The following is a 14,465-nucleotide window of genomic DNA, read 5'->3' on the forward strand; positions in this document are numbered from 1 at the left end:
GGTGCTTCCTCTCTGGATAGCGTGAGAGGATAATGCCGATCCAGAGACAAGGTTACGCATGGCCTCTTACAATTCTTTAGGGGTTTGGTTAAAATGCTGAAAAGCCTCGCTGAATACCAATTCTATGCTTAGCGTGATTATCATAGCAAAAAATGAAGAAAAAAGAATAAGATCTTGCCTGGAATCGATCAAGTGGGCTGATGAGATTATTGTGCTGGATTCCGGAAGTACGGATAAGACAACAACCATCGCTTTGGAATACACTGAGAATGTTTATGAAACTGATTGGAAAGGCTATGGCATTCAAAAAGATCGTGCATTATCTCTTGCGACTGGCGATTGGGTATTTAACCTTGATGCAGATGAATCGGTTGATGAAGATTTAAAGCAAGAGATCATAGAAGCTATGGCGTCCGATAAAGCCGATGCTTATCAGATTCCGATTCGTATGTGTTTTTACGGTAAAGAACAGCGTTATTCCGGAAGTCCTTCGCGGCATATTCGACTGTTTAAAAGAAAAGATGCTCATTACAGCCATGACATCGTTCATGAGAAAATTATTTTACCTTCTGCAGCAAAAATTGGAAAAATCAAGAATGCAATCCGACATCATTCTTATTATGATATTTCGCATGCAATCTACAAAATGAATCGTTATTCTTCTTACAGTGCTAAGGTTCGTATTGCCCAAAAGAAGAAAACCGATATCATCAGGGTAATCATTGCTACCGGCTGGATGTTTTTTCGTTGTTTTATTTTGCAACGAGGTTTTCTGGATGGGCGAGATGGTCTTGTGTTGGCATTGCTCAATGCGCAAGGCACCTTTATACGAGGTCTAAAACAGCTGTATCCAGATCAAAACATGCAGCGTTTGCCTGAAATTAAAAAGGATGAGGGAGAGGCTTGAAAAAGTTTGGCAAGAGATCTATTTAAAAAGAAAGTTTTAATTGTTCCCAATACTGATTGTATAAAGCGATGGTGTCATCGCCAACATCTCGTTGCACATATCCACGCTTGAGTGTTTCTTGAGAAGGGTAAATCATACGATTGTTACGTAAGGTTTCCGGCAGTCGAGCTTTTCCTTTAGTATTTGTAATGGCGTGACCTTCCTGCCTGGCAATTTGTTCAGCACTACTTGGCTTAAGCATAAAGTTGATAAATGCATAGGCTTCTTCTGGATGAGGAGGATGCGTTGGGATAGCAAGACAATCAACCCAGATAACAAATCCTTCTTGGGGATAAATAAAATGAATGTGTTCATTTTCTGAATGTGCTTTATAAGCATCGCCATTCCAGGCTGAACCTGCAATGGCGTCTTCATCAATAATGATTGCTTGTACACTGTCACTGGCAAAGAGTTTAATATTAGGAACCAAGGCGAGCAATTTCTCATAAGCTTGCTGGATATGTACGGGGTTTTTATCATTAGGATGATAGCCTAAGCCCATTAAAGCGATTGAAAAGACTTCACGAGCATCATCAAGCAATAATAGTTGGCGATGCCAGCGTTTTTCCCATAGGTCACGCCATTTTTTAGGCGTGTCATGCACCCACTGGGCATTATAAAAAATACCAGTGGCTCCCCAAGTGAGTGGCACGCTGTAATGATTGCCAGCGTCATATTGGCTTTTTGTAAACAGTGGGTCGATGTTGTCCGAATTAGGTAGTTTATTGCGATTGAGCTTAGTTAGCATGCCTTGTTTTTTCATCCGTTCTACATAATAACCAGAAGGCATGATGACATCATACACGGATTGTCGGCTTGCTTTTAATTTGGCATACATGGTTTCATTGCTGTCATAGGTGGAGAAATTTACCTTGATTCCCGTTTCCTGTTCAAACTGATGAATGACAGATTTGGGTATTTCTCCTCCCCATACATACACATTAACTACTTTGTTAGCATGAATCGGAGCAGTGAATAAGACAATGAGCGATAAAAAAAGAGTACGTGCGTTTTGTTTCATGTCGATTTCCGTGCTAATCGATGAGCGATGATTACTAAAATCATTGAAATAAAAAACGTGATTGAGCATAAAGCATTTAATTCAGGAGTGACTCCTGTTCTAACTAAAGAATAAATAGTTAAAGGCAAAATATTAAAATCAGGTCCTGCAACAAAATAACTGATAATGACGTCATCAAATGACAGTGTGAAACAAAGCAATAATGCACTTAGAACCGCAGGCCATAACAAGGGTAATAAAATTTTCGCAAGTGCTCTTGCGTGGCTGGCGCCTAAATCCAATGCGCTGTAATAAATATTGGCATCCAGGGTGTGAATTCGGCTGTTGATGGTAAGTATTACAAAAGGAATGCAGAAGGTGATATGGGCAATCAGCAGACTGAAAAAACCAAGTGATAATGAAATGAGGTTAAACAGTATCAGTAAGGCGACCCCTAATACCAGATCAGGGATAATGACTAATAATAACAACATGGCAAATAATGAGCGGCGACGACGATTGTTGCGGTGTAGAAAGAAATGGACGCATGTAAATAAGCCCACCAGGGTTGCTATGGTGGCAGCGCTAAGCCCTAGGATGACTGAGTGTAAAAAGGCAGACCAGAGCTCACGATCGTGGAAAAGTTCAATGTACCAATACGTAGAAAACCCATGCCATTGCAATGAAAATTTTGCTTGATTAACCGAATACAAGATTAAAATCATAATCGGGAAATACAGAAAAATATAGATAAGAAAGAGATAGGATTTTTGCAGCAGCGTCTTCAATGGATAACCTCCCGCCCATGTCGACGATAAAAAAACAGTAAAAGCAACAAAAGTGCTGTTAAAATAGTGCTGGTCGCGGCTCCCTGCGGCCAGTTTTCCAAAACGAGAAATTGATTTTGAATCATATTACCCAGCAGAATAGAACGTGCTCCACCTAAAACATTGGGTATATAAAATAAGGTCATTGCCGGCAGCAATACCAGCAGACAACCGGAAATGATTCCTCCGGCCGTATTTGGTAAAAAAACCCGGAAAAAAATAGCCCATCGGTTGGCTCCCAAATCCTTTGCTGCTTCAATTAATCTAAAATCAAAACGTTCCATGTTGGTAAAAATAGGCAGTACCATAAAGGGAAACAAGTTATAAACCAATCCACTGATCACTGCAAAATTGGTATAAAGCAACGACAGTGGCTGGTCAATAAGATGCAATTTCAGCAGAATGGCGTTTAAGATTCCGTGAAATTTCAATATAGCAACAAGAGAATAGGTTCGGATTAATGAGCTGGTCCAAAAGGGGATGATGATCAACAACAGCAAAACGGATTGGTGTTTGGATTTGATTAATAAATAACTGAAAGGATAAGCAAGAATAAGACAACAAAGCGTTGTTACAAGTGCAATAATAAATGATCGCAAAAATACTTTGGCAAATAATGGGGAAAATAATTCGGCATAATGACTTAGGGTAAATGGCAGTGAAACTAAATGCCCGCTGTCTTTTGAGAGAAAACTGGTAATAAAGATTAACCCCAGCGGCACAAAGCCGAATGCTATTAACCAGAAATATAGGAAATAAAGCGAATAAGGTTTAGCTTTCATAAGGCAGCAGTACTTCCCATCCAGGCAGCCAGTGCACCCAAACGTCTTCATTCAATGAATATTCAAGTTTGTCATCGTCTTCATCGAAAAATTCGGAAGCATTGATGATCTTGCCTGAGCGTAATTTCACCTTAAGATCGACCGTTGAACCTTTATAAACAATATCTACGATTTTTCCCGGCAACATGTCTGCACTTTCACTCACTTCCGTTTGACCCCAGACACGGATATCTTCGGGTCGGATAATCAAGTGAACTTTTTCGCCTGGTTGAAAGCCTCCCGTATTTTTACATTGAAGACCAATGGATTCAATTTCAGTCTGCAAATACCCTTCATTTAGTGCATGGACTTCAATATCAAAAATATTGGCTTCACCGATAAATTTGGCAACGTGCAGATTGCTTGGTGTTTCATAGACTTCTCTTGGTGTGCCAATTTGTTCAATGTGACCATGATTAAAAATGACAATGCGATCCGACATGGATAAGGCTTCTTCCTGATCATGGGTGACAAAAATAAAGGTCATATTTAAGGCTTTTTGCAATTGTTTCAGTTCATACTGCATGGCTTTGCGTAAACGATAATCAAGAGAACTCAACGGCTCATCAAGAAGTAGTACTTGCGGGCGGTTGACAATAGCGCGGGCGATGGCAACTCGCTGCTGCTGACCGCCACTTAACTGGCGGATACTTCGTTTGGCAAATAATTCCAGATGAACAAGTTTTAAAGCCTCATCGACTCGCTCTGTGATTTCATGTTGTTTAACTTGTCGGCAACGCAGAGCAAAGGCCACATTTTCAAAGACGGATAAATGTGGAAATAGAGCGTAACTTTGAAAAACGGTGTGTACGTTTCGTTTCTGTGGAGGAAGGTGATTAACACAAGCATCATTAATGAAAATTTCACCAGAAGATGGGGCTTCAAATCCTGATATCAAACGCAACAGCGTCGTTTTGCCACAACCGGATGGACCAAGTAATGTCAAAAATTCGCCTGGATAAACTGACAATGAGATATTATTTAAAACATCAGTGGCTCCATAGGATTTATGGATTTGTTTAAGTTCAATCAATGGATTTGGCATGGCATTATAAAAAAGTTACTTTCATTCGTTCGGTACTGACTTTATCATCTTAAAAATGATTTAAAAGGATTGAGATTATGAGGCTTGGCATATTATTTGTCCAGCCTGATTGAGTGTGTTTCAAAACAGGTATACCAAAGAAATTACTTATTTAAATTTACCTTGTTTTTGCCATGCATTATAAATTCTACTATCTTACTTTTATTAGGGCCTGTAACAATAGAACAAGACAAGGAAATAAAATGCCTGAAAAAGCAAACAATCAATCCATAAAACGATACTGGCCTCTAATGTCTCTAATTATTGTATCGTTTTTAGCAGCGTTAGCCATTAACTGGAATGTGAATGGTGAAATGCCTGTCGTAATGCATTACTTTATGGGTATTTTTCTTGTTATTTTTGGTCTGTTGAAACTCTTTCATCCCAGTGATTTTGCTGATGGATTTAAAATGTATGATATACTTGCCAAACGTTCACGACTCTATGCCTATTTCTACCCATTCTTGGAATTAGGTTTAGGATTGGCCTATCTCTCGTTTTTTTTACCCATCCTTACCTATCTTATAACTATTATTATACTGACCATTGGTGCGGTTGGGGTCATTAAAGCTTTACGTCAAGGTTTGGATATTAATTGTCCGTGTATGGGTACTGCGCTTGATGTGCCATTGTCAACCGTCACTTTAACGGAAGATATTGGAATGGTTATTATGGTTTTTATTTTGCTGGTTTATAAAATTTTTTAGTGTGATTGCAATTAGGCGGTAACTGATTACTGAAAGCGATAATCGGATTTAATGAATGTAAAAAATGACTTATAGTCACCAGGAAATTTTATCCATCGCATTTTGCGTGCTGCAGACTTCCGATACTCCGCCATTATTACAAACAACCAGCCCTTGCTCGTCTGTGGACATGACACCGCCTTGCCATAAACAACAACCCTTGAGTTTTTGCAAATCCATGACGGCATGTCGTGAGCAGTAACAGGATGAATAATAGCCATTTCTACACACAAAACGACCCGCTGATGAATCACAGTAACTGACTCCTCCCATATTTTCACAACAGCTAGGACAGGGAGAGTAACAGGTTCCACCTGGTTTTGGGCAAGGATTGGCGCAATAATTCTCAGCGATAGCCGTTGAAAATATGGATAGCATGGGGATTATAAGAAGCAAACGTAATGAGCGCATTACTAATTCCAGTCAATGATATAAAAATAGCATAACATATACGGCCTGCAAATCAATTTGCATTCACATCGAATCATTTTAAATTTACAATGCCTATAAAGTTTAACTCAATAAACAAGGATGATGATGACTGATTTTTGGAGGCACGCAGGGTTTAGGTCTTATACATCTTCAAGATGCCATCGCAATACGCAACGGGGAAATGCTGGTGTAGAAGTTGGAAATATGGCTCTGCAAAATCTTAATCCATCGGCCATGATACCAGGAAAATGTGTGCAGTCTCTTCTTTCTTTTCACGCATTATTTAGACGGGGCACGCATACGTCAGAAAAAGGTATTCATGCGTTACAAACAACGATTTCTACCTTACAACTTGTACTTACAACGGTACAGTTCTTTCAAGATGCAAAGTGTGATGAGGTAAATTCAACGCTTTGTAAGCTTAGTTTTATGTTGGCTCTGTTATATCAAGGAACATTATTCGTGGGCTGGGTTCCTGGTGAATGTTCAAAAGATCCCTATTTAAACCCTGATGAGCTGGAATCGTCTGTTAACATACCTCAAAATGAGGGTGCTGATCATGTGAATCCACCGCCTGCAGAAGAGGGTCAGGATCAGCGCGTCATTGAGATTGGTACGTCAACTGAAGAGCATGTTATTGATATTGATAGGCAGGTGCAAGATGAGCCGCATGAAGTAACTGATGAGCCTGTCAGTTTGGTTCCGTGAGGGCCATGAGATTATTATTCCCCGACTTCTTCAATCTGCATTGCCTCATGTTTTTCTAACTCAACGGCTTCTATTTTTTGGAACCGTTGTGTGATTTTTTTGGCAGAAGTATTCACGTCATTGACGTCCTGATGCGCTAGGTCAATGTGTTTTGATAATTTGTCCATGCGCTTTTCAAAACGCTGAAAATCATCGGCCAATGCCTGCAAGTGTTTTTGAATAATATGAACTTGTTTACGTGTTAAGTCATCTTTTAGCACCGCTTTTGCGGTCGTTAATACGGCCATTAAAGTACTGGGTGAAACGAGCCAGACTTTCAGGCGCTGAGAGAGCGAGATGATTTCAGGGTAATTGGCATGAATTTCTGCAAAAATAGCTTCTGCCGGTATAAACATGACTGCGCCATCGGCTGTTTCATGAGGAATGATGTATTTTTCAGCAATGTCTTTGATGTGTTTTTGTAAATCCTGACGAAATTGCTGCTGCAAGGATTTTTTTTCTACGGAGCCCGCTTGTATATTGATTAATTTTTGATAAGTTTCCAAGGGAAATTTAGCATCGATGACCACATTACCCGTTGGTTCAGGTAAAAATAAAATGCAATCCGCTCGTTTTTGATTACTTAGCGTGTACTGCATGCTGTAATGTTGGCTGGGGATCATATTGGCAATAAGCGTGGATAATTGCACTTCGCCGAAAGCGCCTCTGGAGCGTTTGTCGACTAGAACATCCTGAAGACTAACCACATGGGTGGATAATTCAGTGATTTTCTTTTGGGCTTCATCAATGATGGTTAGTCGTTTGATAACATCCGTAAATGTGGATGATGTTTTTTCAAAGCCTTCTGTTAAACGATGATTAACTTGCTGAGTTAAACCGTGTAAGTGATTGCGAATCTCTTCAGTCAAGGTTTGTAAATGGGCGCTTAAAGAACCGGCATGCTGTTTAAAACTATGATTCATCTGTTCACGCACATCCGTCATATGCCTCTGAACGGTTTCGGTGATTATTTGCTGGTTGGTTAATTGGCCTTGAGTGATTTTTTCATAAATAGTCTGTTGATTCATTTGCTGTGCTTGCTGCAAATCCATATGCAATTGCTGAAATTGCGTGGTCAAGGTTTGTTGTAGCCGTTCATAGCGACGCAGCAAAAAAAGAAGCAGCACCATTTGCAGGGCAATCCCTAGACCATAAATAATGGAAAGTATGACTGAATCAATCATTTTGAACCTGTTGGTTGGTCATTATGGCTCACAGTATAACGTTAAGTTGATCGTATGTGGTAAACATGTAACTATTCAATCATTTAACATGCATTTTATTGGTTACTGTGACATGAGCGGCCATTCGATATTAGAACAAATGAACACCTTGCGTGAGCGTATTCGGCTTTATGATTACCATTATTATGTGTTAGATGAGCCATTGGTTCCAGATGCTGAATATGACCGCTGTTTTAAGTCCTTACAGTCTCTTGAGGAGCGTTACCCGCAATACATGAGTCCAGAATCGCCGACTCAACGAGTAGGCGTTGCGCCAGCAACAGAGTTGGAGCCCATCGCTCACCGGCAACCGATGCTTTCCTTGTCGAATGTTTTTTCTCTGGAAGAATTGCAAGCGTTTGTCAAGCGGGTGGCTGATAGATTGGATATGGAGCAATATGATTTGATGTTTGCTTGCGAACCTAAATTAGATGGTTTGGCCGTTAATTTAACGTATGAAAAAGGGCGATTAAAATCTGCAGCAACCCGTGGTGATGGAGCAGTCGGTGAAAACATTACCAATAATATAAAAACGATAGCGGCGGTCCCCCTGAAATTGATGACGGATGACGTGCCGGATTTATTGGAAGTTCGCGGTGAAGTGTATATGCCTAAGGCTGGCTTTGAAGCCTACAATGAAGAAGCACGGAAGCGCGGGGAAAAAACGTTTGCTAATCCACGCAATGCGGCTGCCGGCAGTTTGCGGCAATTGAATCCGGCGGTAACCGCAAGCAGGCCTTTGGCCATTTATTGTTATGGCATTGGAGCAAGCAGCAACGACTATCATTTCCCCGATAGTCATATGCAGCAATTAGAGTGTTTGCGAACGATGGGATTTAGAGTGGCAAATGATATTCAACTTGTGCAAGGACTACAAGGCTGCCTGACTTATTATGAACGCATGTTAACGAGCCGGACGGATTTGCCTTATGAAATCGATGGTGTCGTTTATAAGATTGATAGTATGGCTTTACAGGATAAGTTAGGATTTGTTGCACGTGCACCACGTTTTGCTTGCGCCCATAAGTTTCCTGCCAGCGAAGAAATAACCATCTTATTGGCGGTTGATTTCCAGGTAGGGCGGACAGGGGCATTAACCCCCGTGGCTCGTTTAAAACCAGTCCATGTTGCTGGTGTAACGGTCAGTAATGCGACATTGCATAATATGGATGAAATTGAGCGCAAGGATATTCGCATCGGTGATGTTGTGGTTATCCGCCGAGCTGGCGATGTTATCCCGGAAGTGGTTTCTGTTGTCATGGAAAAAAGACCCAAAGACACACAAAGCATTCAATTGCCAGAACATTGCCCAGTATGTGGCGCTGATGTTATCCGCGAAGAAGAGGAAGCCGTTGCGCGTTGTACCGGTGGTTTATTCTGTAAAGCACAATTGAAGCGTATGGTGTGGCACTATGCTTCACGAAAAGCAATGGCTATCGATGGGTTGGGCGAGGTATTGATTGAACAATTGGTCGATAAGGGTCGGCTGAATGATGTGTCTGATCTCTACACATTGACTCTCGAGGAGTTGGCCAATTTGCCAAGGATGGGGAAAAAATCCGCTGAAAACCTGGTGAATGCTATTGAAAAAAGTAAAAAAACAACGTTTCAACGCTTTCTGTATGCATTAGGCATTCGTGAAATTGGTGAAGCCAGCGCTCATATTCTTGCGATAAATTTTACAGATATAGAGGCGCTTAAAAAGACAACGATTGAAGAATTAATGGAATTAAAGGATATTGGACCGGTTGCTGCCTCACATGTGGTTCACTTCCTGGCACAGCCGCACAATATGGTCGTGATCAACAGGCTTCTGGAGTATGGCGTGCATTGGCCGCGTGCAACCGTCAAAGAGACTGATATCCAGCATCCGCTTTATGATAAAACGGTGGTATTGACGGGAACATTAACCAGCATGAGTCGTGATGAAGCAAAAGAAAAGCTTCTAAAGGTTGGCGCCCGGGTGACGGGAAGTGTTTCGGCAAAAACAGATTATGTCATCGCTGGAGAAGATCCCGGTTCGAAGTTCAGTAAAGCGGCAACACTTGGTGTGCGTGTATTGAGTGAAGATGAATTTTTTAACATGTTGTCTCAGTAAGAGCTTGTTAACAAGCCTAAGAACAGGAGGTGATTTTTTGCTTTTGGCAACGACATTAAGAGTGTGGTTTATTCTGCTGTTATTACCCTCTGGGGTATACGCAGGCAATTGGATATTAAATAATCCTTATCCAGCGAGTGAATCGCTGCAAAGAATTTATTACACGTCTTTTAGCGAACAACCTAAAACGTTGGATCCTGCTAAATCTTATTCCAGTAACGAATATCAATTTATTGCCCAAATTTATGAACCAATATTGCAATATGATTATTTGCAACGTCCCTATCAATTAATTCCGCTCACGGCTGTAAAACTGCCTGAGGTTCATTATTATGATGAGCAAGGCAAGGTATTGACGCAACCACAATCAGGGCAGGTTGCATATTCCATTTATACGATTCATATAACGCCTGGAATTTATTATCAGCCGCACCCAGCGTTTGCTCAAGATGAGCATGGTCATTATTTTTATCATCAGTTGTCTGCTGAATTTCTTGATGATCATGATATTAATCAATTGTCCGATTTTGAGCATGTGGGTACAAGAGAATTAATCGCTGACGATTATATCTATGAAATAAAGCGTATAGCTAATCCGGCGGTGAACTCGCCTATTTATGGGTTGATGAGTGAATATATTAAAGGTTTTCGTGATTATGGCGCTACTTTGCCAGGCAATGGCTCTGGGAAAGGGTATATTGATTTACGTCAATATCCTTTATCAGGCGTGCGAAAAATAGATGATTATGCGTTTGAAATCACCATTAATGGTCAGTACACTCAATTTCTCTTTTGGTTGGCCATGCCGTTTTTTTCTCCCATTCCTTGGGAAGCAGAGCGTTTTTATGCACAACCGGACATGGATGATAGAAATTTAGGACTTGGCTGGTATCCAGTTGGAACTGGGCCGTTCATGCTTAGTGAGAATAATCCAAATAGCCGTATGGTGTTAGACAAAAATCCGAATTATCGGGATACCTATTTTCCAACCTCAACCAATCAAGAGGACAAGCAAAAAGGTTACTTGCATCATCAAGGAGAACGCTTGCCCCTCATTGAAAAGGCAGTGTATACGCTTGAAAAAGAAGCCATTCCTCGCTGGAGTAAATTTTTGCAAGGTTATTATGACTTGTCAGGCATTAGTGCTGACAGTTTTGACCAGGCGATTCAAATAACACGGTCAGGGGATGCAAAACTGACGCCTGCCATGCATGCAAAAGGGATGCGTTTGACTCAGGTTATTGATGCTTCCATTTTTTATCTTGGTTTTAATATGCTGGATAATGTGGTCGGTGGTAACAGTGAACGAGCAAGAAAGCTGCGACAAGCTATCTCTATTGCCATTAATTATGACGAAAACATTGCCATCTTTTTTAATGGACGAGGCGAGCCGGCTCAGGGACCAATCCCGCCTGGAATCTTTGGTTATCGAGATGGAAAAGAAGGTATTAATCCTTATGTGTATGCTTGGGATGGAAACACGGCAAAACGGCGTCCCATTGAGGACGCCAAAGCGTTGATGAAAGACGCCGGCTATCCTGACGGACTTGATCCAGCTACTGGTAAGCCACTCATTTTACATTATGATGTGCCTGCTACTGGTGGCCCTGATGATAAAGAGAGATTAAACTGGATGCGTAAGCAGTTTGCTCGTATAGGTATTTCGCTTAATATTCGTGCCACCCAATACAATCGTTTTCAGGAAAAAATGCGCAGCGGCAATGCTCAGATATTTAGTTGGGGGTGGAATGCCGATTATCCAGATCCAGAGAATTTCTTGTTTTTGTTGTATGGACCCAATGGAAAAGTCAGGTATGGGGGAGAAAATGCATCCAATTATCAAAATGCAACGTATGATCGTTTGTTTAATGTAATGAAAAATCATGATAATGATGAAAAACGACAGCAACTGATCGATCAAATGGTGTCTATTGTACGCAAAGACGCTCCATGGGTATGGGGAATTAACAGTGAAAGCCTTGTCTTGACTCAACAATGGGTCTCGCCACTAAAACCAAATACTATTTCCTCAAATACCTTGAAATACATGGCTATCGATGTGCCTTTGCGCAATGCACTAAGGGCCGCCTGGAATAAACCTGTCTTATGGCCTATTGGTTTGCTTTTGGGCTTGTGTTTATTGTTTTTGTTGCCGTTTGCCGTTGCTTATCGTCGCAAGCAACAACGCTGTGCACCTAGGGTTGATTTATGACTGGATACTTGATTCGTCGTGTTTTTTACGCAATTCCTATTCTGTTGGGAATAAACATCCTAACCTTCGCCCTTTTTTTTATGGTCAATACACCGGATGACATGGCACGTATGCAATTAGGTGAAAAACATGTGACCCCAGTAGCCATTAAGCAGTGGAAAGCACAGCGCGGCTATGATTTGCCGCTTTTTTATAATCAGGATGAAACGGGTTTAAAGACCTTGACGCATACCCTGTTTTTTCAAAAATCATTTTTGTTATTTGTTTTTGATTTTGGTGTTTCGGATGCGGGAAGAGATATCAGTTATGATATTTCACAACGGATGTGGCCGAGTCTTGCGATTGCTGTTCCCGTTTTATTATTAGGCATGTTGGTCAATATTTTATTTGCGATGACCATGGCTTTTTTCCGCTCAAGTTATCTTGATCTGACAGGGGTGATTTTTTGCATCATTCTGATGTCGATTTCGGCCATGTTTTATATTATTGGTGGTCAGTATCTATTCGGTAAAGTATTGCGTCTGGTACCTATTTCTGGTTATGACGATGGATTAAATAGCATTAAATTTGTTGCTTTGCCGATTCTGGTTGCGGTAATAGGGGGACTGGGAGCCGGAAGTCGCTGGTATCGAACCTTATTTTTAGAAGAAATGGATAAAGATTATGTAAAAACCGCACGTGCCAAAGGGTTGTCTGAATTGGCTGTCCTTTTTCGCCATGTTTTGAAAAATGCCATGTTACCTATTTTAACCGGTATCGTGGTGATTATTCCCTCCTTATTTATGGGGAGTCTGGTGCTCGAATCATTTTTTGGAGTTCCAGGCTTGGGTAGCTATATTATTGATGCGATTCAGCAGCAGGATTTTGCCATTGTCCGTGCAATGGTATTTTTGGGTTCTGTTCTTTATATTGTTGGATTAATTTTGACGGATATTTCCTACACATTGGTTGACCCCAGGGTGAGATTGAAATGAAGCTGGAATTATTATGGACGGATCAATGTTTTTTGCTGGTTTTACTTCTGAGTGCTGTAATATTCATTCAAGGTATGCGCAAAGCGCATATCCGTAGAGCGTTTCTCCAGATTTCTAAAAAACCCATTGCCGTGAGTTCAGCCATCATTTTGTTGTTTTTTCTCATCATTGCCATCCTTGATTCTATTCATTACAAAACAGTAAAGGAATATAAGCCTAAGTCATTACTGGATAGACTGTTTGCACCATTGGGAGATGAGTATGAAAAAACGTATTCTGCTCCTATGTCTCTAACGCTGTATACCACAGAGGCAAGCATTGTCGATGGCGAGATTCAACAAATCTATCCGCGTCTGAAATATCCACCGGAATGGATTAAAGACGACAAGGATATGCAGCAGTTTGTCTGGCGTGTTTTGTCCATGACGGTGGTGATTGCTCTGTTCATTATCATTTTTTTCTGGTTGGCAATGGTTGGTATCAGAAGCGTGTATTCTGGCATGACTTCATTTACCTTTAGTCGAGCGAGCATCAGTGCATTTATGACCTTATTTATCTGTTTGATTCTGATGATCGCAAGCTATTGGTTATCGCGTTATTTGCATGTGCTTGGAACAGGAAAAATTGGCCAGGATATTTTCTTCTATGCTGTAAAAAGTATCCGCACAGGCCTGGTCATTGGTGTTTTAACAACGTTATTTATGATGCCGCTTGCGTTGATGTTAGGTATTGCCGCGGGTTATTTTGGCGGTGTTATTGATGATATTATTCAATACGTATACACCACATTGAGTTCTATTCCAGGCGTATTGCTTATTACTGCTTCAATTCTATCCATGCAGACCTACATTGCTAATCATCCTGAGCAATTTACCACTCTGGCGCAAAGTGCCGATGCGAGGTTACTTGCCTTGTGTTTTATTTTAGGTGTAACCAGTTGGACTAGTCTCTGTCGACTATTGCGTGCCGAGACTTTGAAATTGCGGGAAATTGATTTTGTGTTGGCGGCCCAGGCTTTGGGGAGTCGGTCACACAAGATTATCTTTAAGCATTTATTGCCGAATGTCATGCATATTGTATTAATTACGCTGGTTCTGGATTTTAGTTTTCTAGTATTGGCAGAAGCCGTATTATCCTATGTTGGTGTCGGCGTATCACCACTGACCATCAGTTGGGGAAATATGATTAATGCTGCTCGTTTAGAGTTGGCACGAGAGCCTATTGTCTGGTGGCCCATGCTGGCGGCTTTTCTCTTCATGTTTGTTTTGGTTTTAGCCAGTAACTTGCTTGCTGATGCGGTACGGGATGCGTTTGATCCACGGCGAGCTGGTTTATGATAGGAAGATAGGTTTTCT

Annotated in this window: 13 protein-coding genes; 7 read left to right on the forward strand and 6 right to left on the reverse strand. The window is 41.0% G+C overall.

Annotation, left to right across the window (positions count from 1 at the left end):
• The first annotated feature begins 124 nt into the window (after positions 1-124).
• Complete coding sequence (locus E1O52_RS02665; RefSeq protein WP_133127158.1) at positions 125-907, forward strand: glycosyltransferase family 2 protein; 783 nt, start codon at positions 125-127, stop codon at positions 905-907.
• Positions 908-929: 22 nt separating this feature from the next.
• Here E1O52_RS02665 and E1O52_RS02670 read toward each other — a convergent pair whose 3' ends face one another.
• From E1O52_RS02670 to potA, 4 genes are read right to left on the reverse strand one after another with little or no spacing between them, the layout of a single operon-like run.
• Positions 930-1,967 (reverse strand): ABC transporter substrate-binding protein, encoded by a 1,038-nt coding sequence (locus E1O52_RS02670; protein WP_133127159.1) that lies wholly within the window; start codon positions 1,965-1,967, stop codon positions 930-932.
• On the reverse strand, positions 1,964-2,734 hold the full coding sequence (locus E1O52_RS02675) for an ABC transporter permease subunit (RefSeq protein WP_133127160.1): 771 nt from the start codon (positions 2,732-2,734) through the stop codon (positions 1,964-1,966). The genes E1O52_RS02670 and E1O52_RS02675 overlap by 4 nt, the downstream gene beginning before the upstream one ends.
• Entirely contained in the window at positions 2,731-3,555 is an 825-nt protein-coding gene (locus E1O52_RS02680; RefSeq protein ID WP_133127161.1) for an ABC transporter permease, read from the reverse strand. The genes E1O52_RS02675 and E1O52_RS02680 overlap by 4 nt, the downstream gene beginning before the upstream one ends.
• The gene (potA, locus tag E1O52_RS02685) at positions 3,545-4,639 is read right to left on the reverse strand and encodes a spermidine/putrescine ABC transporter ATP-binding protein PotA (RefSeq protein WP_133127162.1); all 1,095 of its coding nucleotides are present in this window, start codon (positions 4,637-4,639) and stop codon (positions 3,545-3,547) included. The genes E1O52_RS02680 and potA overlap by 11 nt, the downstream gene beginning before the upstream one ends.
• Before the next feature lie 242 nt (positions 4,640-4,881).
• Between potA and E1O52_RS02690 the strand changes: the two genes are divergently transcribed.
• A complete protein-coding gene (locus tag E1O52_RS02690; RefSeq protein WP_242602132.1) occupies positions 4,882-5,385 on the forward strand; it encodes a MauE/DoxX family redox-associated membrane protein in 504 nt (167 codons plus the stop codon).
• A 75-nt stretch (positions 5,386-5,460) separates the two neighbouring features.
• Here the strand turns inward: E1O52_RS02690 and E1O52_RS02695 are convergent, their stop codons facing one another.
• Complete coding sequence (locus tag E1O52_RS02695; RefSeq protein WP_207384158.1) at positions 5,461-5,835, reverse strand: neurogenic locus notch; 375 nt, start codon at positions 5,833-5,835, stop codon at positions 5,461-5,463.
• Positions 5,836-6,060: 225 nt separating this feature from the next.
• Between E1O52_RS02695 and E1O52_RS02700 the strand changes: the two genes are divergently transcribed.
• Positions 6,061-6,564, forward strand: a complete 504-nt coding sequence (locus tag E1O52_RS02700; protein WP_133127164.1) for a hypothetical protein — start codon at positions 6,061-6,063, stop codon at positions 6,562-6,564.
• 14 nt (positions 6,565-6,578) lie between these two features.
• Here E1O52_RS02700 and E1O52_RS02705 read toward each other — a convergent pair whose 3' ends face one another.
• On the reverse strand, positions 6,579-7,787 hold the full coding sequence (locus E1O52_RS02705) for a DNA recombination protein RmuC (protein ID WP_133127165.1): 1,209 nt from the start codon (positions 7,785-7,787) through the stop codon (positions 6,579-6,581).
• A 112-nt stretch (positions 7,788-7,899) separates the two neighbouring features.
• Between E1O52_RS02705 and ligA the strand changes: the two genes are divergently transcribed.
• Genes ligA through E1O52_RS02725 form a run of 4 tightly spaced genes read left to right on the forward strand, consistent with a single transcriptional unit; the run spans position 7,900 to position 14,447 of the window.
• Positions 7,900-9,924 (forward strand): NAD-dependent DNA ligase LigA, encoded by a 2,025-nt coding sequence (gene ligA / locus E1O52_RS02710; RefSeq protein WP_133127214.1) that lies wholly within the window; start codon positions 7,900-7,902, stop codon positions 9,922-9,924.
• Positions 9,896-12,136 (forward strand): ABC transporter substrate-binding protein, encoded by a 2,241-nt coding sequence (locus E1O52_RS02715; protein ID WP_133127166.1) that lies wholly within the window; start codon positions 9,896-9,898, stop codon positions 12,134-12,136. The genes ligA and E1O52_RS02715 overlap by 29 nt, the downstream gene beginning before the upstream one ends.
• The gene (locus E1O52_RS02720) at positions 12,133-13,110 is read left to right on the forward strand and encodes an ABC transporter permease (RefSeq protein ID WP_133127167.1); all 978 of its coding nucleotides are present in this window, start codon (positions 12,133-12,135) and stop codon (positions 13,108-13,110) included. Before E1O52_RS02715 ends, E1O52_RS02720 begins: the two co-directional genes overlap by 4 nt.
• On the forward strand, positions 13,107-14,447 hold the full coding sequence (locus E1O52_RS02725; RefSeq protein ID WP_133127168.1) for an ABC transporter permease: 1,341 nt from the start codon (positions 13,107-13,109) through the stop codon (positions 14,445-14,447). Before E1O52_RS02720 ends, E1O52_RS02725 begins: the two co-directional genes overlap by 4 nt.
• The last annotated feature ends 18 nt before the right edge of the window (positions 14,448-14,465 follow it).

Origin of the sequence: Legionella nagasakiensis (genome assembly GCF_900639915.1) — a bacterium.
In the GTDB taxonomy this organism is placed as follows: Bacteria; Pseudomonadota; Gammaproteobacteria; order Legionellales; family Legionellaceae; genus Legionella_A; species Legionella_A nagasakiensis.